Source organism: Brevibacterium aurantiacum, assembly GCF_007558825.1.
Lineage (GTDB): Bacteria > Actinomycetota > Actinomycetes > Actinomycetales > Brevibacteriaceae > Brevibacterium > Brevibacterium aurantiacum_A.
On the sequence record NZ_VLTK01000003.1, the window covers coordinates 199,044 to 221,205 of the forward strand.

Annotated in this window: 19 protein-coding genes; 8 read left to right on the forward strand and 11 right to left on the reverse strand. The window is 61.5% G+C overall.

The window, feature by feature from the left end:
- Nucleotides 1–955: 955 nt before the first annotated feature.
- The 4 genes from qcrB to ctaE are packed head-to-tail and all read right to left on the reverse strand — an operon-like array spanning nt 956 to nt 5,152.
- Nucleotides 956–2,581 carry a cytochrome bc1 complex cytochrome b subunit gene (qcrB, locus tag FO013_RS05820; RefSeq protein ID WP_143921631.1) on the reverse strand — a complete coding sequence of 542 codons (1,626 nt, stop codon included), beginning with the start codon at nt 2,579–2,581 and terminating at the stop codon, nt 956–958.
- Complete coding sequence (gene qcrA, locus FO013_RS05825; RefSeq protein WP_143921632.1) at nt 2,578–3,621, reverse strand: cytochrome bc1 complex Rieske iron-sulfur subunit; 1,044 nt, start codon at nt 3,619–3,621, stop codon at nt 2,578–2,580. Before qcrA ends, qcrB begins: the two co-directional genes overlap by 4 nt.
- Nucleotides 3,622–3,670: 49 nt before the next feature.
- Complete coding sequence (qcrC, locus tag FO013_RS05830) at nt 3,671–4,456, reverse strand: cytochrome bc1 complex diheme cytochrome c subunit (RefSeq protein WP_143921633.1); 786 nt, start codon at nt 4,454–4,456, stop codon at nt 3,671–3,673.
- 57 nt (nt 4,457–4,513) lie between these two features.
- Nucleotides 4,514–5,152 carry an aa3-type cytochrome oxidase subunit III gene (ctaE, locus tag FO013_RS05835; protein ID WP_472924386.1) on the reverse strand — a complete coding sequence of 213 codons (639 nt, stop codon included), beginning with the start codon at nt 5,150–5,152 and terminating at the stop codon, nt 4,514–4,516.
- A 216-nt stretch (nt 5,153–5,368) separates the two neighbouring features.
- Here ctaE and trpD point away from each other — a divergent pair, with 216 nt between their 5' ends.
- Nucleotides 5,369–6,490, forward strand: a complete 1,122-nt coding sequence (trpD, locus tag FO013_RS05840; protein ID WP_143921634.1) for an anthranilate phosphoribosyltransferase — start codon at nt 5,369–5,371, stop codon at nt 6,488–6,490.
- Here trpD and FO013_RS05845 read toward each other — a convergent pair.
- From FO013_RS05845 to FO013_RS05855, 3 genes are read right to left on the reverse strand one after another with little or no spacing between them, the layout of a single operon-like run.
- Nucleotides 6,458–8,203, reverse strand: coding sequence for a DEDD exonuclease domain-containing protein (locus FO013_RS05845; protein ID WP_143921635.1), 1,746 nt, complete (start codon nt 8,201–8,203; stop codon nt 6,458–6,460). The two genes, trpD and FO013_RS05845, sit on opposite strands and share 33 nt — an antisense overlap.
- A gap of 59 nt (nt 8,204–8,262) precedes the next feature.
- Nucleotides 8,263–8,685, reverse strand: coding sequence for a hypothetical protein (locus FO013_RS05850; RefSeq protein WP_143921636.1), 423 nt, complete (start codon nt 8,683–8,685; stop codon nt 8,263–8,265).
- 29 nt (nt 8,686–8,714) lie between these two features.
- Nucleotides 8,715–9,506 (reverse strand): alpha/beta hydrolase, encoded by a 792-nt coding sequence (locus FO013_RS05855; RefSeq protein WP_143921637.1) that lies wholly within the window; start codon nt 9,504–9,506, stop codon nt 8,715–8,717.
- An 86-nt stretch (nt 9,507–9,592) separates the two neighbouring features.
- Between FO013_RS05855 and FO013_RS05860 the strand changes: the two genes are divergently transcribed.
- Nucleotides 9,593–10,372 carry a lysophospholipid acyltransferase family protein gene (locus FO013_RS05860; RefSeq protein WP_143921638.1) on the forward strand — a complete coding sequence of 260 codons (780 nt, stop codon included), beginning with the start codon at nt 9,593–9,595 and terminating at the stop codon, nt 10,370–10,372.
- 239 nt (nt 10,373–10,611) lie between these two features.
- Complete coding sequence (locus FO013_RS05865; RefSeq protein WP_143921639.1) at nt 10,612–11,193, forward strand: MerR family transcriptional regulator; 582 nt, start codon at nt 10,612–10,614, stop codon at nt 11,191–11,193.
- Nucleotides 11,194–11,491: 298 nt separating this feature from the next.
- On the opposite strand, the gene FO013_RS05870 is transcribed toward FO013_RS05865, so the two are convergent.
- Nucleotides 11,492–12,304 carry a ParA family protein gene (locus FO013_RS05870; protein ID WP_143921640.1) on the reverse strand — a complete coding sequence of 271 codons (813 nt, stop codon included), beginning with the start codon at nt 12,302–12,304 and terminating at the stop codon, nt 11,492–11,494.
- A gap of 175 nt (nt 12,305–12,479) precedes the next feature.
- Between FO013_RS05870 and FO013_RS05875 the strand changes: the two genes are divergently transcribed.
- The 3 genes from FO013_RS05875 to FO013_RS05885 are packed head-to-tail and all read left to right on the forward strand — an operon-like array spanning nt 12,480 to nt 17,275.
- A complete protein-coding gene (locus tag FO013_RS05875) occupies nt 12,480–15,881 on the forward strand; it encodes a pyruvate carboxylase (protein ID WP_143921641.1) in 3,402 nt (1,133 codons plus the stop codon).
- Entirely contained in the window at nt 15,874–16,380 is a 507-nt protein-coding gene (locus FO013_RS05880; protein WP_143921642.1) for a peptide deformylase, read from the forward strand. Before FO013_RS05875 ends, FO013_RS05880 begins: the two co-directional genes overlap by 8 nt.
- A 40-nt stretch (nt 16,381–16,420) precedes the next feature.
- Nucleotides 16,421–17,275: a 3-hydroxybutyryl-CoA dehydrogenase gene (locus FO013_RS05885; protein WP_143921643.1), complete on the forward strand. Its 855-nt coding sequence runs from the start codon at nt 16,421–16,423 to the stop codon at nt 17,273–17,275.
- Nucleotides 17,276–17,370: 95 nt separating this feature from the next.
- Here the strand turns inward: FO013_RS05885 and FO013_RS05890 are convergent, their stop codons facing one another.
- Nucleotides 17,371–18,630 carry an aspartate aminotransferase type Ic gene (locus FO013_RS05890; RefSeq protein WP_143921644.1) on the reverse strand — a complete coding sequence of 420 codons (1,260 nt, stop codon included), beginning with the start codon at nt 18,628–18,630 and terminating at the stop codon, nt 17,371–17,373.
- 152 nt (nt 18,631–18,782) lie between these two features.
- On the opposite strand from FO013_RS05890, the gene FO013_RS05895 reads away from it, so the two are divergent.
- Nucleotides 18,783–19,502: a class I SAM-dependent methyltransferase gene (locus tag FO013_RS05895; RefSeq protein WP_143921645.1), complete on the forward strand. Its 720-nt coding sequence runs from the start codon at nt 18,783–18,785 to the stop codon at nt 19,500–19,502.
- Between the two features lie 718 nt (nt 19,503–20,220).
- The gene (locus FO013_RS05900; RefSeq protein WP_186293002.1) at nt 20,221–20,487 is read left to right on the forward strand and encodes a hypothetical protein; all 267 of its coding nucleotides are present in this window, start codon (nt 20,221–20,223) and stop codon (nt 20,485–20,487) included.
- A 230-nt stretch (nt 20,488–20,717) separates the two neighbouring features.
- Here the strand turns inward: FO013_RS05900 and FO013_RS05905 are convergent, their stop codons facing one another.
- Together FO013_RS05905 and FO013_RS05910 are read right to left on the reverse strand one after the other, a co-directional pair.
- On the reverse strand, nt 20,718–21,485 hold the full coding sequence (locus FO013_RS05905) for a VOC family protein (protein ID WP_143921647.1): 768 nt from the start codon (nt 21,483–21,485) through the stop codon (nt 20,718–20,720).
- A gap of 143 nt (nt 21,486–21,628) precedes the next feature.
- A complete protein-coding gene (locus FO013_RS05910) occupies nt 21,629–21,916 on the reverse strand; it encodes a DUF4158 domain-containing protein (protein WP_186293003.1) in 288 nt (95 codons plus the stop codon).
- Between the last annotated feature and the right edge of the window lie 246 nt (nt 21,917–22,162).

The window sequence follows — 22,162 nt, forward strand, 5'->3', positions numbered from 1 at the left end:
AGACAGCGCTGATGGCCCGGACTCATTCGAGTCCGGGCCATCGCCGTATTCACCTACAGTCTCATTGAACAGCGCCAGTGGATCGGACACCACGCCGGGCGAGTTTCTCCGTGGCAATGGACTGCCAGGCGATCTGGCCAGACCGTTGTCACCGCGGCAACCAGGAAGACCTGCAGAGCCCCGCGATGACCGACCGGACGAGGAACGCAGTAGTCACCGACTCGCCTCGACCAGCCTTCGCTGCTGCTGCGTGATGACCCGGAAGATGACGAGTTGGTGGACCATCCATCACCCGGGAGATTCCGCGAAATCCGCGCTGCTCGACTTCATAGGCCAACAGGCGCCCGACTCGGCGACAAGAATGTCGTGCAAGAGTCTGAAGAGTCCGACCTAGTCGCCTTCGGTGTCTGACAGTGCGTCCCGGTCGACGAACTCTGCTTGATATCTTCAGCCCTCGCCTTCGGTTAATCGGTCTACGCGACCTCCGCCGCCGGCGGCGCGTTGCAGACCCCCACCTTGCTCCAACGACCGTCACAGCCCCAAACTGTGCTGATCCCGGGTGCACCGTAGTATTCCACATAGTGTTCCGCATTGCTGATCGCCGAATCCGAGATGAACTTCACCATGTAGTCCGATCGGAGAGGCAGGGGAGTAGGTGCAAGCGGACGCTACGAGGTCCCCGTTGCTGAAGCTGATTGAACCTACGGTGCCGAATGTCGGAACTTCCGTCGTCGAGCGCAGTTCGGATGGGACACTCGATCTCCACCTCGGTGATGGTGAAGGTGTCAGCACGCACGGTCGACCGTCGCGCACGGAATGACGACAGCACAAACACTCAGTTCGGGTGCTCATCGGCGCACGATGACGGTATGACGGAGGGGCCCAACAGTTGATGTTGGGCCCCTCCGTCATACCGTCGACTCGTCAGAATCACGTCATCTGAACTCTGACTCGATCAGTGACCGATCTGGTTGTGAGTGTTCGATTCAACCGAATCGTGGTCGTGGTGCGATGCTTCGAGCTCCTGCTTCGTCACTGGCGCAACACGGTCCTCGAAGAAGAACTTGGAGAGCTTCGCACGGAACTTCTCGAGTCCGGTGATCTTACCGTCCGCATTCGGCTCCGCGGGCGTATGCGTGGGCGACTCGAACGCTGTCAGCTTCCACAGCTTATGCGGAGGCAGAGCTTCGTGACGCTCAAGGAACTCACCGTGGGGGAGACGGATGATATTGGCCGTCTCACGTCCATGCAGTGCGATCTCACGATCCTTGCGCTGCAGACCGATGCACATCCGCTTCGTGATCATGTAGCCGATGATCGGTCCGAGGAAGAACACGATGCGGAATATGTAGATCATGTCGTTGAGTGACATCTGGAAGAACACGGCGATGATGTCACCCGAGGCTGCAGCCCACATGTTGCAGTAGAAGATGATGCCTGCAACACCGATGGCGGTACGCGTGGGGTTGTTGCGCGGACGATCGAGGATGTGGTGTTCGCGCTTGTCCTTGAGCAGCCAGGATTCGAAGAACGGATAGATGAACATCGCTCCGAACACGCCGCCCATGACAATCACCGCGCTGTTGATATTCAGCGAGATCGGCCAACCGGCGATGTAGAACTCGAGCCAGCCTGGAACGATGCGCAGGAATCCGTCTGCCCAACCGATGTACCAGTCGGGTTGTGTACCTGCAGACACCGGTGAGGGGTCATAGGGCCCGTAGTTCCAGATCGGGTTGATCGTGAAGAGTGCTGAGATCAGTGCCACCAAGCCGAAGATGAGGAAGAAGAAGCCTCCGCCCTTGGCTGCGAATGTCGGCAGAACAGGCTCGCCCACCACGTTCTTCTCGGTGTTGCCGGCACCCGGGTACTGCGTGTGCTTGTGTACGACGACGAACACCAGGTGGATGCCGATCAGTGCTATCAGCAACGCGGGAACGATCATGATGTGGAGGGAATAGAGCCTGGCGACGATGTCGGTGCCCGGGAACTCTCCGCCGAAGATGAAGAAGGAGAGATACGTTCCGACCAGGGGCAGTGATTTGACGATCCCGTCAATGATTCGCAGACCGTTGCCCGAGAGCAGATCATCGGGCAGTGAGTAGCCGGTGAAACCTGCCGCCATACCCATGATGACCAGAAGAACACCGACGATCCAGTTGAGCTCGCGGGGGCGACGGAAAGCGCCGGTGAAGAAGACACGCAGCATATGGATGCTCAGTGCTGCGACGAACAGCAGCGCACCCCAGTGGTGCATCTGACGGATGAACAGGCCACCGCGGATCTCGAATGAGATCGCCAGAGTCGAGTTGTACGCCTCTGAGATCTCGACGCCGCGCAGCGGCGCCCATGGACCTTCATAGTGCATCTCACCCATTGCAGGGGTGAAGAAGAAGGTCAGGAACGTGCCGGAGAGGATAACGATGACGAAGCTGTAGAGAGCGACCTCACCGAGCATGAACGACCAGTGGGAAGGAAAGATCTTGCGTCCGAACTCGCGGACGAGGACTGAAGCCCCGACTCGAGTCTCGGCGAAGTTCGCGGCCTTCCCGATGGTGGTTGTGGGTTGTGTAGTACTCATGGGTGATTGATCTCCCAGAACGTAGGTCCGACGGGCTCAGGGAAGTCCGACTGTGCGACCAGATAGCCTTCGCTGTCGACCGAGATGGGCAGCTGCGGCAGTGGACGTTTGGCCGGGCCGAAGATGACCTTGCAGTGTTCGGTCACATCGAAGGTCGACTGGTGGCACGGGCAGAGCAGGTGGTGTGTCTGGTGCTCATACAGTGCGACGGGGCAACCGACATGGGTGCAGATCTTGGAATAGGCGACAATGCCGTCGTGTGACCAGTCCTTGCGATCCGGATCCTCTTTGAGTTCCTTGGGATCGATGCGCATCAGCAGAACGGCGGCTTTTGCCTTCTCCTCCAACGGGTGTTCGGCGTTCTCTTCATCGCCGATGCCTGATGGCAACACGTGGTAGGCCGAACCGATGGTGACGTCATCTGCCTTGATCGGGCGTTCGGATTCCACTGATGGAATGCCGCCCGGGTCCTGGATCAGGCGAATGCCCTTGCCCCAGAGAGTGTGGAACAGCTTGTCCCCGGGCAGAGGGCCCAGGTCACGGAATACGAGGACTGCGGGCAGGGGAGCGATGGCCAGTGCCGCAATCAGCGTGTTGCGCAGAAGAGGACGTCGGGCGATTCCCGACTCTTCCTTCGCCTGGTGCAGGATCTCAAGGGCGACTGCCTGGTCCTCTTCACTGCCACCGATGTCGTGACGCTCATCGATTCCCTCGTGATCGCTCATGAGGTTCTTCGCCCACAGAACGGCGCCGACACCGATGGAGAACATCGCTACAGCGGCACCAAGGCCGATGGAGGTGTTGTGGAGTCGAATGCTCTGCATAGTCTCGCCGGGAGAGAACAGGAAGTAGGCGACTATGAACCAGATGGTTCCGACCATCGACAGCACGAACCACAACGCCACCTGGCGTTCGGCGACCTTCGCGGCCTTCGGATCTCCGTCAGCAAGCCGAGGCTTGTGTTCCGGCAGCCCCGGGTTCGTGAACCCATTCAACTCCTCGAGCTGGCTGCCGCCGCCGAAGTGGTCTTTCGAGGTCATTGAATTCCCCGTCTTTTCTCGTGGTGATTACTGAACGACATTGACTGACTCACTTTGCCCTGGATGACAGCCATACTGTCAGTCCGATGACTGCGCTGAGGCCGAAGAACCAGATGAAGAGGCCTTCAGCCACTGGTCCCAAGGATCCCAGCTTGAAACCACCGGGCGAGGGAGTATCCGAAACCTCTTTGACATAGGCGATCACGTCGCGCTTGTCATCGGGAGTCAGGTTCGCGTCGTTGAAGATTGGCATATTCTGCGGACCGGTCTGCATCGCTTCGTACAGGTGCTTCTCGGAGACATCCGCCAGGTTCGGTGCGTATTTGCCTCGGGTCAGAGCACCGCCGGCGCCGACCACGTTGTGGCACATGGCGCAGTTGGTGCGGAAGAGACTACCGCCTGCAGCAGGATCACCCTTGGACGCATCGAGGTTCTCGTCTTCGGGGACGGCTGGGCCAGGGCCCAGCGAAGCGACATAGGCGGCCAGCTGAGCTGTCTGCTCTTCGTCGAACTGAGGTTCCTTGGCACGTGCCTGCGGCCCATTGGACTGCAACGGCATGCGCCCGGTTCCGACCTGGAAGTCAACTGCTGCTGCACCGACTCCGATGAGACCCGGCCCGGCCTTCGAGCCCTCGCCGTTGAGTCCGTGGCATGTTGCACAGTTCGCAGCGAAGAGCTTCTTGCCTTCGTCGACATCTGATGCGCTGGCAGTATCTGCCTTGGCGCTCGAAGTCTGAGTGAAGAGGGCGTAGGCTCCGCCAGTCATCAACAGGCCCACCAAGAGCAGCACAACCAGTGCCATTGGATGCCTGCGGCGATCTGCTAAAAGCTTCACGTGATCGTCCTTTGCTTTGAATGTTGTAAGTCCGAATGGCCGAGCATCTCGAGCCGACTACTGGAGCAGGTAGATGACTCCGAAGAGACCCACCCATACGACGTCGACGAAGTGCCAGTAGTAGGACACGCAGATCGCGAATGTGGCCTCGTGATGACCGAACTTCTTGGCTCCATATGCTCGTCCGATCACAAGCAGGAAGCAGATGAGTCCGATGGTCACGTGAATACCGTGGAACCCGGTGGTCAGGTAGAAGACGGAACCATAGCCATCACTGTTGATGGCGATGCCCTCGCTGACCAGCGTGGCGTATTCCATCACCTGGCCGGCGACGAAGACCGCGCCAAGGAGGAAGGTGAGGTAGAACCACTCGACCATTCCCCATTTGGCGATGTTGAACAGAGAACCCGTCCGGCGGGGACGGAACTTCTCCGCTGCGAAGACGCCCAGCTGGCAGGTGAATGAAGACGACACCAAAATGAGCGTGTTGCCGAGCGCATATGGAATGTCGAGGACCTCGGTCTGGGTCTCCCATAATTCCGGCACGACGGATCGAATGGTGAAGTACATGGCGAAGAGCGCGGCAAAGAACATCAGGTCGCTCGCGAGGAACACGATGAAGCCCACCGTGGTCACATTCGGACGATTGACAACCGGATGTGCTGGCGCTGTTTGAGATGCAGTGGCAGTTGACACAACCCCATTATTACTCGTCTCGGGGTGAGTTTTCATCTTTTACCCAGCTTTCGGTGAATATTTTTCTACACGGTGTAGCGAAAACCTTGATTTGGTGCCGGAATCTCGTATTCGGAGCGTCCGGCCCCCGCGTGTCGAAGACAGGATAGGATTCCGCAGGTAAGTTCCATCTCGTAGTCAGAGGTGGTGTAAGACCCTAAAGGAGAGTTCATTCGGATGACGGAGACACCGCGTACGACAAGCCCGGAAACACAGGATTCCGGGCTCCGAACCACACCTCAGGGCGCCACCTACAGCTGGCCCGATCTCCTCATGACGCTTATGCACCAGCAGGATCTCGACGAGGCCGCCGCCGCGTGGGCAATGGACCAGATCATGTCGGGACAGACGCCCGATGTGACAATGGCCGCATTTCTCGTGGCACACCATACAAAGGGCGAGACTGTTGCCGAGATAGCCGGTCTGGTCGCGGCGATGATGGACCACGCCGTGCCGCTGCCGGGTCTCGAGGATTCTGTCGATATCGTCGGTACCGGCGGCGATCGGGCGAAGACTGCCAACATCTCCTCAACGGCGGCGATGATCATCTCCGCGTGCGGACAGCGCGTCGTCAAGCATGGCAACCGCGCGACGTCATCAGCCTCCGGCTCTGCCGATGTGCTCGAAGCTCTCGGTGTCCGCTTCGACATCACCCCAGAACAGACAGGCATCATCGCGAAGGAAGTCGGCCTGGCATTCTGCTTCGCCAATGTCTTCCACCCGTCGATGCAGTTCGTGGCGGCAGTGCGTCGTCAGATCAGCGTCCCGACCGCGTTCAACATCCTCGGACCGCTGACGAACCCGGCCCGTGCCCGGCACGCCGCGATCGGTGTTGCTGATGCTCAGATGGCGCCTTTGGTCGTCGGCACCTTGGCCAAGCGCGGTCACCAGGCAGTCGTGTTCCGTTCGAGAGACGGGTTGGACGAACTGAGCAACACCGACGTCAACGATGTGTGGGAGATTCGGCACGGCGAGGTCGAACACATGACCTTCGATGCCCTTGACCTGGGGTTTGAACGTGTCACAAAGAACGATCTGCGTGGCGGCGGGCCCGAACAGAACGCTGAGATCACCCGATCGGTGCTCAACGGAGAGAAGTCAGCAGTACGCGACATCGTGCTCATCAATACAGCAGCGGCACTCGTTGCAGCCGATGAGTCTGCTGTGGGCACCCTGACCGAGCGGTTGGCGGCGAAGGTGACTATTGCACAGGAAACGGTAGACGCCGGCCTCGGTGCGCAGAAGCTCGACCAGCTCATCGCAGTCTCACACAGGGTCGCCGAGGCGAACCGTTCCTGATTCCTGCGCGTGGAAGTTGGCCCCGGTGCGGGGGAGCGACCAAGCTCCCCGCATCGAGGTCAGCGTCGCTGACTGCAGCCATTGGGACAAGAGCCTTGTCTCTTCCGCCAGCGAGTCGGATGCTGTTGGAAGCTTCCCTGGCGCAGGAACCCATTCCGCGCTCGCGCGAATGGCAACGAAGGCCTCGTCGATTCCCCGCGACCCACGGGAATGTGCAGCGGCGGCCAGCTTCCCATGCCGGATGACTGCGAGATCGAATCCTCCTTCGGGCCCAGGTGAGTACGCAAGGATCTCAGGGATATCTCGCAGGGCACGAACGGACTCGGCACGTGCGGCGTTTGCCAGTCCCGAGCGCATGGAATCGCGCACCTCGGCGGCTGTCTCATACCTGGCTTCGGTGGCCAATCTCGACATTCTCTGCGTGCACAGATCACGCAGCGTTGAGTAGTCACCGTCCATAACCGCGACCAGATCGCTGATGTCGGCCAGGTACTCCTGCCTGTCGATCACGCCGGCGCAGGGACCTCCGCACTGACCGACCTGAGAACTCACACACGGGCGGTGCGATCCGAGATTGGCGGAGGTGATCCTCGCCGTGCATCGTTTGACGGGATAGAGGGTGTCGAGAAGCTCCTTCACCGCCTGGGCCGTCTTGCGCGACCGGAACGGGCCCATGGGCGTTGCGGGCGACTTCTCCAATGCGGTGTTCGAACGGACGACTGACAACCTCGGATAAGCCTCATCGCTGAGAACGATCCAGGAATTGCGTTCGGGGTTCTTCGACCGACGGTTATACGGCGGGGCGAGTTCTCCGATCAGGCGAATCTCCCTGACCTCGGCCTCGAGCGCGTGCGCGCACGGCAGGCAGCTGACCTCCTGAGCTGCTGTGATCATCTCAGCCATCCGACCGCGGTTCTCCGAAGCGTTGAAATAGCCCCGGACTCGGCGCGCCATATTGCCGGATTTGCCGATGTAGAGGACTCGTCGAGTTCCATCCAGGAACATGTAGACGCCAGGCTCGGCCGGAACCCCTTTGGCCAGATGAGATTTGGCTTGGCGCTTCGCCCAACCGGCCTGGCGCACCGTGGCCAGCTCTTCGAGAGTTGTGATGCCATAGCCGCCGAATCGCTCCAGCACCCGGTGCAGCAGCTCTCCCGTGGCCTTTGCATCGGAGAGTGCTCGGTGGTCAGGGGATACCTCGGTTCCGAAATGAGCGGCGAGAGTCGACAGTTTGTGATTGCGGACCTCATCGCGACTCACTACTCGCCGAGACAGGGTGACGGTGTCGAGGACAGTCGGCTGAGGCCAGTGATAGTCGAGCTTTTCACACGCGGAGCGGAGGAAGCCGATGTCGAAGGGAGCATTGTGCGCAACCAGGACGGCACCGACGGAGAACTCCAGAAAGCTCGGCAGCACAGAGCGAATCGAGGGAGCATCATCGACCATGGCGTGTGTGATGCCGGTCAGTCGCGCCACGAACGGGCTGATCACCGATTCCTCGGGCTTGACCAGAGATTGAAACTCTCCGAGCACCTCGCCGCCGCGCATCTTGACCGCACCGATCTCCGTGATCTCCGATTTTCCGGCAGTTGTGCCGGTTGTCTCAAGGTCGACTATCACGAAAGTGACCTCGTGGAGCGGAGTGCCAAGACTGTCGAACGACAACTGAGAGGAGGCGGTTGCTGACGGCGCTCGGTCGAATGGGGTGGACATGCGCCCCAGTCTTTCACTCGCCCCTGACACAGGAGAAGGCCCGACGTTCGACCGCGGCATCAGACTGAGGCGCCGTTGTCCTCGTCGGGCGAACGGTTAGTCGGGAGATGAAAGAACAGGCCGACTGCTCCACCGAGGCCGACTGCAATGCCGATCAACAGAAACCAGCCGGGCAGTGGGCGGAAGAAGATCGCACCGAGGACCAACAGCAGGACAGCGCCGAACGTCGCGACCACGGAGAGCATCAGAGTCGGCGAGGCGGTGCGCCAGCCGATGGGTTCCGCTGGCCCGGGCTCCCAGCCCTCTTCCTCTTCGAGTCTCTCCCTGACCTCTTCAACAGGCATATCACCCATCAGGGCGCTGGGCTCTGCAATCTGGTTGACGAGATCCTCCCAGTGACTGTCACTGATGCGCGAAGAATCACCGAGCCGCTCCGACTCGGGAACCTCATCACGCCAGTTCTCGTTCTTCTCGTCGTCCATGTCCTCTATCAGCAATCTTCTTGGTGTCTCTATTCCCCGGTTACGGGGTTCCCTGCCGGGAAACGATCGGCGGATGTCGCCTTGTCCAGAATCGCCTCGGCGATGATGTCCGCATCATTGTCCAAGGTGGCTACGTGCTGGGATCGACGCAGAGATAGGATCGTCGGTCGCTGGGGCAGACGCGATCGCAAGGTTCGCAGGGTCCGCGGCCCGACCACTCCGTCGCGGCCGGAGACGAAGAGGGTGACTGGGCATTCGATCCGCCAGAGGTCCTCGCGAAGAGCTCTCTGTGCCGAAGCGAACGAGGCGATAGCCGCGACGGGGGTGCGATCGTAAGCATATTCGCAGCGATCCGGATGTGCGATGTCGCCGGCGATCGCCGGCACAGAGGTGACCACGTGCTTGAGGACGGGCAGAAACGGCGTCAGCGGGGAATCGATGTGAAGGGCAGGATTGATCAGAACGAGCTCGTCAGGAGGGGAATCCCCGGCGCCCAGTGCCAATGCCAGGGCACCGCCCATTGACAGACCGGCCACCACCACCCGGGAGTGAGTTCGAGACAGTGCCTGAAGCTCCGCCTTCGCTGCGTCGAGCCATTCGGACCAGGGCGTGGAATTGAGGTCCTGCCACCGAGTGCCGTGGCCCGGAAGCAACGGCACGCTGACGCTGATTCCATGATGGCCCAAGCTCCGGGCGATGGGGAACCACGCGGCCGGAGAACCGGTGATCCCATGGAGAAACAGCACCGCAGACTCAGAGTCCGGGACAATCTGCCGGTAAGGTGCAGTCGGCACCGATTGAGGTGTGTAGTCGATCTCCATAGGTTCAGCATGGCATGAATGTGCGTTGATGGTGTCGATATATGATGTCCGAGGACGACAAAGAGTCGTGACAGGGAAGGGTGCTCGTGTTCTACTGGTTTCTCAAGCGAGTCGTGGCCGGACCCATTCTGCGGATCCTCTTCCGTCCCTGGGTGCGCGGGTTGGACAATCTCCCGTCTGATGGACCTGCGATCATCGCAGGAAACCACAATCACTTCATGGATTCGATCTTCGTCCCTCTCCTAGCACCCCGGCCTGTCGTCTATCTGGCGAAGAAGGACTATTTCACCGGTCGCGGCCTCAAGGGCGCGGTCACCCGGTGGTTCTTCAAACTCAACAACCAGCTGCCGATGGATCGAGCCGGGGGCTCTGGTTCTCAGGCCTCACTGGAATCCGGGCTCAAGGTTCTGAGAGAGGGGAACTCTCTGGGCATCTATCCGGAGGGCACCCGTTCACCGGACGGCAAGCTCTACCGCGGCCGCACGGGCGTCGCCCGCCTGGTCCTCGAATCAGGCGCCCCGGTGATTCCCGTCGCTATCATCGGCACCGACAAGATTCAGCCTCCTGGACGCCTGATCCCGAAGTTCCGACGCGTCGGAATAGTCTTCGGTTCCTCCATGGATTTCTCGAAGTATGAGGGCCTTCCCCACGACAGGTTCCTGTTGCGATCCGTCACCGACGAGATCATGTACGAGATCATGCGGCTCTCCGGCCAGGAGTACGTTGACAAGTACGCGTCGACCGTCAAAACGAAGCTCCTGACCAGCGCCAAACCCAAGAAGGCCGAGGATCAAAAGTCCGAGGGTGACAGGCCGCAGGGATCCACTGGCGCCAAGGACGACCAAGCGCAGCCCGAGACCGAGTGAGCGGGCTCCCAGAGCGGCACAGAACAGTCCATCTGTGTGTGAATCACGTGTTCGAATACTGCGATAACGGCGACACGCAGAAATTGTTACCTTGAGGTGTTTGTCCTGGAAGGCCCGGGAGAATAGCTTGGAGATGTTGAATCCCACTGTAGGTTCGCTGAGAAGAGAGCTAGAATAGTTATGTTCTCTGCTCTTCAAAGCGACCTCGCTTCCCCCAGGGACTATAAGGAGGAGTCGGTGTGAACCGCTCAAGTCATGAAAGCGTCGAGCCGACGCCAATACCACCAGCCGCCCAAGGACTGTTGTTCGACGACGATCTGCCAGTCCTCGATGAAGAGGCCGGCTACCGCGGTCCGACTGTGTGCAAAGTCGTCGGCATCAGCTACCGCCGGCTCGACTATTGGGCGCGCACCGACCTGGTGACCCCGTCGATCCGCAACGCCACGGGATCGGGCAGCCAGCGGCTCTACAGCTTCCGTGACATCCTCGTCCTCAAGATCGTCAAGCGGCTTCTCGACACCGGCGTCGGACTGCAGTCGATCCGTACTGCGGTCGACCACCTGCGTTCGCGCGGTGTTCGGGACCTCTCCCAGATCACTCTGATGTCCGATGGTGCCAGCGTCTTCGAATGCACCTCACCCGACGAGGTCGTTGATCTTCTGCAGGGCGGACAGGGCGTCTTCGGCATTGCCGTCGGGCGTGTCTGGAATGAAGTTGAAGGCAGCCTCTCCGAACTGCCGAGCGAGCGTCTTCCCGAAGATGATTCCGCAGTCGTCGAAATGGATGAGCTCGCACAGCGAAGAGCACAGAAGCTCGGCTGAGCAGCTTGTCGCCCGGATACCGGGCAGTCCCTGACCGGGACACTATGGGGGATTGATGAGTGTGGCCCGTCCGTGAGGACGGGCCACACTCATCTTCATCAAGAAGAATCAAGCCTCGCGGCGAGGCATCTCGGCATGACAACAGGTACGGCACCCTCACTTCAGCAATGCCCGCAATCTGAACAACCCCAGAGTCCACTGGCTCAAGAGTTCGAGCCTGAAGGGAACGAGCAGGAAGCCTCACGGACAAGCCAGCTGCCACAGGACGTGGCGTTCGATGCCTACTGCTGCTTCGGTCCTACTGCTTCGGGGTGTTGCGCGAACGGATGTTCTCCGAGCGCAGAGCGCGTTCCAGCAAGGTGTCGAATGAAGTCGCAACTTCCTCGGCTGGCTTCCCGGGCCACGTGTGAATTGGGCGGGCAGAACCCTGTGCCTGCTGCATCACGGCACGTTCGGCCAATGGCGGATTGAGCACCAACGGTCCGAACATCTCCCGCATCTCAGTGATGCGATAGTCATGTTCGTTCGAACCGGCGCGAACCCGGTTCACTACGAGACCCAGCGGCTGAATGTCCGAGGTTCCACGTTGGCGCAGTTCGTCTGCCGCCCGCAGCGCGCGATCCGCGGCTGCTACTGAGAACAGGCTGGGCTCGGTCACCACTGCAACCCGGTTGCTGGCCGTCCACGCGGTGCGTGTGAGCCCGTTGAGACTCGGCGGACAGTCGATGAGAACCAGTCGGTACCCTTTGGCGACGCGACTCAGTGCGTCTTCAAGGCGCCGGAGGTACTTCTCCGACAATGAGGGTCGATCGAACTCCGCAGCTCTGGGGGAGCCGGAGATCACGTCAAGCTGGCCGAGCTTGTCACCCACCCACCCGGAGGGGATGATCGCCTCGGACAGGATTTTCTGGGACTTGGGAGCAGCGAGCACATCGGCGATATCGACACGTGTCGACGTCGGGACATCAAGGCCGGTCGATGAGTCCGCTTGCGGATCCATGTCGACGACCAAGGTCGGAATTCCTCGGTTGTAAGCGGCCGAGGCAAGACCGAGTGTCACGGACGTCTTACCGACTCCGCCTTTGAGGCTGCTGATACTTAGGACAAGCACCCTCCTACGTTAACGTATCCAACCGGGCCGAGCAGTCACGACCACGCCGGGCGTGGCAGCAGAGTCGAAATCAGACCCCCTGTATTCGAGTGCTCTGGGTCACTTAGTAGAGTTGTTCCTTGACAGCCCGTCGACTATCGCCTCTAGGCGATCGATACAGAAGTGAGAGACACAGATGTTCTCTAAAGTTCTTGTGGCAAATCGTGGAGAGATCGCCGTTCGCGCATTCCGTGCAGCGTACGAACTCGGCGCCTCCACTGTCGCTGTTTTTCCCTATGAGGATCGGAACTCCGAACACCGAATGAAGGCCGATGAGGCCTACATGATCGGCCAAGAAGGTCACCCCGTTCGCGCGTATCTCAGCGTCGAAGAGATGCTGCGCGTCGCCAAGGAATCGGGGGCCGACGCGATATACCCCGGCTACGGTTTCCTGTCGGAGAACCCCGACTTGGCGCGAGCCTGTCAGGAGGCAGGAATCACGTTCATCGGCCCCAAAGCCGACGTTCTCGAACTTGCCGGCAACAAGGTGCAGGCTCTGACGGCGGCACGCAATGCCGGTATTCCAGTACTCGATTCGACTCGTCCCTCCGCCGATATAGCTCAGCTGCTGGCCGATGCGGACTCCATGGAATACCCGCTCTTCGTCAAGGCTGTGGCAGGTGGCGGCGGACGCGGAATGCGCCGAGTTGCCGAGTCCTCACAGCTGGAGGACGCGCTCAAGGCGGCGATGCGCGAAGCCGAAGGCGCTTTCGGAGATCCCACGGTCTTCATCGAACAGGCCGTGCAGCGACCGCGTCACATCGAGGTCCAGGTCCTTGCCGACAACGACTCGAATGCTATTCACCTCTTCGAACGCGACTGCTCTGTCCAACGTCGTCATCAGAAGGTCGTCGAGATCGCACCGGCGCCGAACCTGGATCCGGCCATCGCCGACGCACTGCACGCAGATGCTCTGAAATTCGCTGCGGCGCTGGGCTACCAGAACGCCGGAACCGTCGAGTTCCTCCTCGAAACCGACGGCCCGCGCAAGGGTAAGCACGTCTTCATCGAGATGAACCCGCGCATTCAGGTCGAACACACGGTGACCGAAGAGATCACTGACGTCGATCTGGTCGCGTCACAGATGCGCGTCGCATCGGGGGAGACCCTGGCAGAGATCGGCCTGGCTCAGGACGACATGCGAATCAAGGGCTCCGCCCTCCAGTGCCGCATCACCACCGAGGACCCGGCAAACGCCTTCCGTCCCGACACTGGAACCATCACTGCCTACCGATCTGCCGGCGGCGCCGGTGTCCGGCTCGACGGTGGAACAGTCCACGCAGGAGCAGTAGTCAGCGCGCACTTCGACTCGATGCTGGTCAAACTCACTTGCCGTGGTCGCGATTTCGAGCAGGCAATCTCTCGTGCACGACGTGCCCTGGCCGAGTTCCGAATCCGCGGTGTATCGTCGAACATCGGATTTCTGCGGGCCGTGCTGGAAGATGAGTCATTCATCGCCGGAGATCTCGCAACCTCATTCATCGAAGAGCGCCCACATCTGCTCGACGCTCGTGTCAGTGCGGATCGCGGTTCGAAGATCCTCGACTACCTGGCCGATGTCACCGTCAACCGTCCCAACGGTGAGCCCCGCGTGCGCATCCGCCCGGGGGAGAAGCTTCCCGATATCGATCTCGACACGGATCCGACACCTGGAAGCCGCGATCGACTCCTCGAGGTCGGCCCGACCGGTTTCGCTCAGGCACTGCGAAGCCAGACTCCATTGGCGGTCACGGACACCACATTCCGCGACGCTCACCAGTCGCTGCTGGCGACCCGAGTGCGCACCCGCGATCTGTTGGCCGTCGCCGGGCATGTGTCCCGGATGACGCCGGAGCTGCTCAGCATCGAAGCCTGGGGAGGTGCGACCTATGATGTGGCGCTGCGCTTCCTCGGCGAGGATCCCTGGGAGCGCTTGGCCGCACTGCGCTCGGCTGTTCCCAACATCAATCTCCAGATGCTGCTGCGCGGTCGCAACACCGTCGGCTACACTCCGTACCCGACCCAGGTCACCGATGCCTTCGTCGATGAGGCCGCGCGCACCGGCATCGACATCTTCCGCATCTTCGACGCCCTCAACGACGTCGAACAGATGCGTCCTGCCATCGAGGCAGTTCGGGCCACGAACACCACCGTCGCCGAGGTTGCCCTGTGCTATACCTCCGACATCCTCGATCCGCGAGAAGAGCTCTACACGCTCGACTACTACCTGAAGCTCGCAGAAGAGATCGTCGCGGCCGGTGCCCATGTGCTCGCTATCAAGGACATGGCCGGACTCCTTCGCCCTGCCGCTGCGACGAAGCTCGTCACGGCGCTGCGGGAGAACTTCGACCTGCCTGTCCACGTCCACACCCACGACACCGCCGGTGGCCAGTTGGCCACGCTCTGCGCTGCGGCCGCAGCCGGAGCCGACGCGGTCGATGCGGCATCTGCCTCGATGGCCGGAACCACCAGTCAGCCGAGCCTGTCGGCTCTGGTGGCAGCATTTGAGAACACCGAACGCGACACCAAGATCAGCCTGAACGCGGTCAGCGACCTCGAACCATACTGGGAGTCCGTCCGCAAGGTCTATGCCCCGTTCGAATCCGGACTGGCCGGACCGACCGGCCGTGTCTACCGCCACGAGATCCCGGGCGGACAGCTGTCCAACCTGCGCCAGCAGGCCGTAGCGCTGGGTCTGGGGGAGCGGTTCGAGGACATCGAACGCATGTATGCGGCAGCGGACGCGATCCTCGGCCACCTCGTCAAGGTCACGCCCTCGTCCAAGGTCGTCGGCGACCTCGCGCTTCACCTCGTGGGCGCCGGCGTCGATCCTAAGGAGTTCGCAGAGAATCCGGACAAGTTCGACATTCCGGACTCGGTGATCGGTTTCCTCAGCGGCGACCTCGGTGATCCTCCAGGCGGATGGCCCGAGCCGTTCCGCACGAAGGCCCTGGCAGGGCGCAAACACAAGGCTGTGTCCGAGGATCTCGCGGCAGAGGATGCTGCTGCTCTGGAGACGCCGGGCGCTGCACGTCAGGCCAAGCTCAATTCGCTCCTGTTCCCCGGACCGACCAGGGAGTTCGAGCAGATGCGAGCCAACTACGGCGACCTGTCCGTCGTTGAGACCTCGGAATACCTCTACGGTCTGACTGCAGGCGAGGAGCACGCGGTTGAGCTGTCGAAAGGCAAGGACCTCCTCATCGGGGTGCAGGCAATCAGCGGAACAGACGAGCGCGGCATGCGATCGGTGATGTTCACCCTCAACGGTCAGCTGCGCCCGCTGCAGGTTCGCGACCGGGCGGTCGAAAGCGACGTCAAGACCGCGGAGAAGGCCGATCCGTCAAACTCCGGCCACGTGGCCAGCCCGTTCGCCGGCGTAGTCACACTCCAGGTCGCACAGGGGGACCAGGTCGAAGCCGGCGCAACAGTCGCGACGATCGAGGCCATGAAGATGGAGGCCTCCATCACCACACAGACGGCCGGGACTGTCTCCCGCATCGCCATCGGCAACGTCCAGCAGCTTGAAGGCGGCGACCTCGTCGTGGTCATCGATGGCTGAGCGCGATATCCGCCTGTGGGGTGATCCGGTGCTGCGCAGTCCGTGCGCACCGGTCACCGTCTTCGACGAGGGGCTCAAGGCTTTGGCCCAAGACCTCGTGGACACGTCTCTGCCGGAGGGGCGGGCCGCCGTGGCGGCGCCGCAGATCGGTGTGGGCGTGCGGGCATTCGGGTATGACCTCGACGGTCGCACGGGGTATGTCATCAACCCCGAGGTCGTCGAGGTCGCAGGAGAGCTGCGCGACATCGAGGAAGGCTGTCTCTCGGTTCCGGGTCTGTTCTTCCCCACACCGCGCTACGAGTTCGCTCGTGTGCGCGGTGTGGACGCGGAGAACTCACCGGTGGAGCTCTCCGGCACGGAGGTGTTCGCGCAGATGCTCCAACACGAGGTCGCGCACCTCGACGGTCAGGTCTATGTTCAGACCCTGCCTAAGGAACGTCGGCGAGAGGCGATGAAGGCCATTCGCGGTTCCGATTGGTTCCTCGCCAGGCAGCCGTGACACACATGACGAACAGACACTTCAACACAAGGAGCAGCAGATGAGCATTCAACGCACCGCAGTCATCGGAAGCGGACTCATGGGAGCCGGCATCGCCGAGGTGCTCGCGAAGTCGGGTCTCGACGTCATCGTCCGCGAGATCAACGATGAAGCCTCCGCAGCCGGCCGTGCTCGCATCGAGAAGTCACTGGCCCGTGCAGTCGAAAAGGGGAAACTCGATTCCGAGGCTCGTGACGCGGCCCTCGGCAGGCTGAGATTCACCACCGACATCGGCGAACTCGCCGATCGTCAGCTGGTTATTGAGGCCGCGAGTGAGAACGAGGACATCAAGAAATCGATCTTCGCCGAACTCGACAAGGTCGTGACTGATCCTGAGGCGATCCTCGCTTCGAATACGTCGTCGATGCCGATCGTCCGGTTCGCGCAGTCGACCTCACGTCCGGAGCGTGTTCTCGGGGTTCATTTCTTCAATCCGGCCCCGGTCCAGCCACTCGTCGAGATCGTCTCCTCCGTGCTCACCGCCGATTCGGTGCGTGACTCGGTCACGGAGTTCGTCGCCGAGGTGCTCGGCAAGAATCCGGTCCAGGCCCAGGACCGTCCCGGGTTCATCGTCAACGCGCTGCTCATCCCTTACCTCTGCAGCGCAATTCGCATGCTCGAGTCCGGGTTCGCCACCAAGGAAGACATCGATGCCGGAATGGTGGGCGGCTGCGCGCACCCGATGGGCCCGATCAAACTTGCCGACATGGTGGGTCTTGACACATGCCTGTACGCGGCCGAGAGCATCTATTCGGAGACCGGCGATCCTGCAGCCAAACCTCCGGTGCTGCTCTCACGCATGGTCGATGCCGGCCTGCTCGGAGTCAAATCCGGACGCGGCTTCTACGAGTACTGAGGCCAGAGGCACCAGCACAGACAAAGAACTCCTGGTCGGTGATTGCACCGACCAGGAGTTCGTGTATTCAGGCTGCTGACCGCGAGCCGGAGGCTTCAGCCGGCGAGGAGCTTCTCATAGCTGGCAAGCTTCACACAGGCCACGAGCCCCTGCGCCGCCAGTTCCACGTCTTCGACGGTCGGCATGGTCGGAGCGATGCGGATGACGTTGTTGTGTGGATCCAGACCATAGGGATGGGTAGCACCGGCCGGGGTCAGCTTGACCCCAGCCTCGGCGGCCAATTTGACGATCCGGTCCGCGGTGCCTTCCAGCGTCGTCAGGGTGATGAAGTAACCACCGTCCGGCTCAGTCCACTGCGCCAGGTCCTTGCCGCCCAGTTCCCGTTCCAAGGTGTCCAGTACAGCGTCGAATTTCGGTGCGATGATCTTCGCGTGCCGGCGCATGTGCTCCTCCACGCCCGCAGGATCGGAGAAGAAGCGCAGATGACGCAGCTGGTTGACCTTATCGGGACCGATCGAGATCTTCGACAGATTCGCCCGGATCCAGTCAATCGTCTCCGGACCCGCACCGAAGAAGGAGACACCGGCTCCCGCGTGGGTGATCTTCGACGTCGAAGCGAAGATCCACGGGCGTTCCGGGTGTCCAGCCTTGGCACAGATGTCGAGGATGTCGAGAACCTCGGGATGCTCGTCCCGGAGGTGGTGGAGTCCGTATGCGTTGTCCCACAGCAGCGTGAAGTCGGGTGCCGCTGCCGGCATCGCCGCGAGCTCTTTCGCTCGTTCTTCAGTGATGGTGATGCCTGTCGGGTTCGAGTACATGGGCACCAACCACATGCCTTTGACCGTCTCGTCCTCTGCCAGACGTTGAGCCTCTGCGACGACTGGACCTTCGGAGTCCATGGGAATGCTGAGGAGTTCGAAGCCCAGTGACTCGGCCAGCGTGAAGTGTCTGTCGTAGCCGGGGACCGGGCAGATGAGTTTGTGAGGTCCCTGGCCCCAGGGTCGTGAATCACCGACGGTGCCGTGCAGGAGAGCAAAGGTCAGTGTCTGGGCCATGAGAGTCAGTGAGGCGTTGCCGCCAGCCAGCAATTGGCTCGCAGGGATCTTGAGCAATGGGGAGAAGAGTTCACGCAGCTCGACGATTCCGTCCAGACCGCCATAGTTGCGGGTATCGACTCCGCTGGGCGTCAAGACGTCATCGGGTGTCACCGCTGTCAGAAGCTCTGCCGCCAGGTCGAGTTGCGCGCTTGCCGGCTTGCCTCGGGTGATATCAAGTTTCAACCCGCGGGAAGCGAATTCCTCATAGGCGCCAGAAGCGCTCTCCAGCTCTGCCTGCAGCTCGGACGTGGGGGACATCGATGCTCCTTGTCACTGTTTGTTTGACCGGTACAACCATCCTAGTCACTTCCCGGTCCGGGTGCGGGCCAGCACCGCGGGCGGAACGGGTTTTGACGACGAGTTAGAGTTGACCACGATCGATCAACTTCACGAGTCAGGGTGGGCGAACTGTGAGACCACGCGCGCAAGCAGCTCATGGACGCAGCTTCGGCCAGCTGGCGGGCGTCTACGACGAAGTGCGTCCCCGGTATCCCGATGCCGCCATCAACCTGGTGAGCAGTGACTGGAGCACTCTTGAGATCTGTGACCTGGGCGCCGGGACAGGCATTCTCAGCAGTGCGCTGCTCGACCGTGGTGCGAATGTGATCGCCATCGATCCCGACGAGGTGGCGTTGGCCAACAATCCCGCACGAAGTCTCGTGGGCAGTGCAGAGGATACGGGTCTGCCGGACGCCTGCGTCGATATCGTCACCGTGGCACAGGCATGGCACTGGTTCGACGAAGCCGCGGCTACGACCGAGATCAATCGAATCCTACGGCCCCATGGGCAGCTGATCATCCTCATCAATCAGCTCGATGTGCGTATCGATTGGGTGCTGCGTCTGAGTCGGATCATGCACGCCGGCGACGTGTACCGTCCCGCCTACCGTCCGAGCCCTGCAGGCTTCGACCTCATCGACCATGAGTTGGTCGAGTTCACCACGCCGCTCCCGTTCGAGGGCATCGTCGATCTGGCGAGGACCCGTTCCTATTGGCTGCGTTCGAACCAGACGACGAGGTCACGGGTCGAGTCGAATCTCCGTGAGTACTTCTCCCTCGAACATCCATTCGACGGTGAGCTTGACCTGCCCTACATGTGCCTGGCCTACGTTCTCAGGTCTCACGACTGAGCCACAGCGAATTTCAGGGCCCACGGTAGTATCCAGCGCATAACCAACGCTTAGGAGCCGGTGAGTCGGCGGCGGGGCCTGGTCGAGGCCGGGGCGGCTGCGGTTGGTGCCGGTGAGGCCGTGGTCTTGGCAGATAGGTTGCTCCGCGACGCCGAGCTCGCGATGCCGGTCACCATGGGCTGTGAGGTCTTGGTCGTCGGTGGAGCAGTGGGCACAGTCGATCAAGGTCTCCGGCATGGCCAGGAGTCTAAGTTCAGCCCCCGACAATCGAGATTTTCATCGTCCGGGGCTACTGCAACAACGCAGGTCGCGGCGCCCGCGGTCTGCGGTGTAGGCGTCTGATGTACGTAGGGGGTTCCTCAGCGGACGCAGTTGATGTTGTTGTTACCAGGTTCGTTCTCCGAACCTCACTGGCAGCCGGATGTCTCGGTCAGGTGGTCTGCATGAGTCTCCGCGAGACGCAGGTCGAGGAACCTGTGTGTCGGGAAGGCCACCGAGAAACTGACTACGGATCACCAGGTAGTTGATCGAGCTGCGGTTTAGTCCCACATGGTGCCGAATCTCCCGCCAATTCGACGGGAAGCACGCCTGTTCTTGCTCGGTGAGCGCGGCGACGGCCGCGTGGCGACGGCCGCGTGGCGACGGCCGCGGGGCGCCGTCCGAGAGGACGCCGAAGAAGCGGTCGACGCGAAATGCGTCCGCGATGACGTGCAGCTGTTTGGCCAAGTACCCCACCGCGGCCGGCGGCCTCACTCGTCACGCTCGGGAACTGCGCCGCGATCTCGAAGAACTTCAACAAGACCGCGAAGCCAGGCCGCGTCGCACCGGTCTTGTTGCCAACAGCGTCCACGACGCGACCTGGTCCTGTGCCGACCACTCCAGCACACAGATGATCAAACGCCCCTACGTCGGCGCCGTCATCCACATCGAGACCATCGGGCATTACCTGGCCGCAACAAGACCGTCGCAAGGGACAGCAACATGATTCTCGTGGTGACGATGATCACAGCGTCGTGTCGGGTACGGCGACGATCCGGGACCACGGCGGTGATCACCCGTTTGATTGAAGCAGGCGATGCCGATCGGCGGCGCAGGCACGTCCACCTTGATTATGGTACTTAGCCGACCTCGGTCTCACTTTGTCGAGGAGGTCCACACCGACGACATCCACGCGCGTCTTGCCGAGCTGGACCACTTCGCCAGCTGACCGGCGGTTCAGCTCGTCATCGGCGCACCGACATCGAATTCTGTGCCGAACGGGTCCGTGATGTTCGCGACCCGCCCGTAGATCATGTCGTAGGGCTCGGCCGAGGTCCCACCCGCGTCGACCGCTCGCCGCGCCGCCGCATCGGCGTCGTCCACCTGGAACAAGGTCCCCCAACGGGACTTCGTGGCCTTTGGGTCACCGGCGATGCCGCCGATCTCGTGGCCATCCGGTCTGCGGAGGAACGTGAAGTCGAGCTCGGGCATGTCCGGGTTGGCATCCAACGTGTAGCCGAAGACCGCGGCGTAGAAGTCGCGCGCGGGTCCGGATTCTGCGGTGACGAGGTCGTTGCGGAGCAGGGTGTTCGGCTCGTTGACGATCTCGCAGCCGATGTGGGCACCAGCCTGCCACAGTCCGCACTGCGCACCGGTGGTGTCCTTGATGATCGCTGTCCGGCCCTGGTCCAGCACGTCCATCGGACCGGTGATAATCGAGCCGCCCGCGTCCCGTGCTCGGGCGGCCGCGGCGTCACAGTCATCCGTCGCGAAGAAGACGTTCCACCAGAATTCCGTGGCGTCGGGATCGGGGTTCGGCCTGATGGCCGCGACGGGCCTGCCCCGTAGCAAGCACTGGGTGTAGTGGCCGAACTCCGCCGGTCCCACATCGAACTCCCAACCGAACAACGCGCCGTAGAAGGTCATCGCGCGGTCGAGATCCGGGATGCCCAGGTCGATCCACGTCGGCGTGCCAGCCGGCTGCGTGGTGGTCAACTCGCTCATCGTCTCTCCTTGACGTGTCCCTATCTTGTCCCGCATGACCCTGGAACCTAAAGCGCTAGTGTAACCCAGCTCACACCGACGTGGGCTACCCCTCCGTCACTTGCGCCCAGTAATGCCGGTACGCGGTGACATCGCCGGCCTGCTCAACGCTGGTCAGATAGCCAGCCTATTTCGTCGGCACGAACCCGGCCGGTGAGCAACAGCGCCAGGTTCAGCGAGGTCTCCTCGCGAGCTCGGACACGAGCCGTCGCCACGTGTTCGAGGACGTTGACTACGCCGGGGCGCACAAGCCGCGACGTCGACAGGTATTCACAGGCTGCCCGGAACACCAGCTTCGGGGCCTCGTGCTCCATCGCACGAGCGAACTGGAATCCGTACAGACTCTCCCACTCGGCCGTGTTGAAGGTCCGCCACCGCAGGTATGCGACCACTCCTCGCACGTGAAATACGGGAGCAACTCCGCCAGCCCGACCTCCGGGAACTCTCGAAGCTGGTCCGGCTCCTCTTGCGAGAATTCGTCGCCACCGACCTGCCACCTTCACCTCGATGTCACAGACCCGAGAAACGTACTGGCTCCGCGGTCAGCCGGACCAGACTTAATCCTTGATTGTGCGCTGGAGGCCAAGGGGACCCCTTCAAGGCACAGACACAACCGTTGAAAGCGGGCCGCACCGATT

What these genes read in the sequence shown, in the direction of transcription:
- qcrB (WP_143921631.1), bottom strand. Translation starts at nt 2,581, where the DNA reads ATGAGTACTACACAACCCACAACCACCATCGGGAAGGCCGCGAACTTC.
- qcrA (WP_143921632.1), bottom strand. Translation starts at nt 3,621, where the DNA reads ATGACCTCGAAAGACCACTTCGGCGGCGGCAGCCAGCTCGAGGAGTTG.
- trpD (WP_143921634.1), top strand. Translation starts at nt 5,369, where the DNA reads ATGACGGAGACACCGCGTACGACAAGCCCGGAAACACAGGATTCCGGG.
- FO013_RS05845 (WP_143921635.1), bottom strand. Translation starts at nt 8,203, where the DNA reads ATGTCCACCCCATTCGACCGAGCGCCGTCAGCAACCGCCTCCTCTCAG.
- FO013_RS05850 (WP_143921636.1), bottom strand. Translation starts at nt 8,685, where the DNA reads ATGGACGACGAGAAGAACGAGAACTGGCGTGATGAGGTTCCCGAGTCG.
- FO013_RS05855 (WP_143921637.1), bottom strand. Translation starts at nt 9,506, where the DNA reads ATGGAGATCGACTACACACCTCAATCGGTGCCGACTGCACCTTACCGG.
- FO013_RS05875 (WP_143921641.1), top strand. Translation starts at nt 12,480, where the DNA reads ATGTTCTCTAAAGTTCTTGTGGCAAATCGTGGAGAGATCGCCGTTCGC.
- FO013_RS05880 (WP_143921642.1), top strand. Translation starts at nt 15,874, where the DNA reads ATGGCTGAGCGCGATATCCGCCTGTGGGGTGATCCGGTGCTGCGCAGT.
- FO013_RS05885 (WP_143921643.1), top strand. Translation starts at nt 16,421, where the DNA reads ATGAGCATTCAACGCACCGCAGTCATCGGAAGCGGACTCATGGGAGCC.
- FO013_RS05890 (WP_143921644.1), bottom strand. Translation starts at nt 18,630, where the DNA reads ATGTCCCCCACGTCCGAGCTGCAGGCAGAGCTGGAGAGCGCTTCTGGC.
- FO013_RS05905 (WP_143921647.1), bottom strand. Translation starts at nt 21,485, where the DNA reads ATGAGCGAGTTGACCACCACGCAGCCGGCTGGCACGCCGACGTGGATC.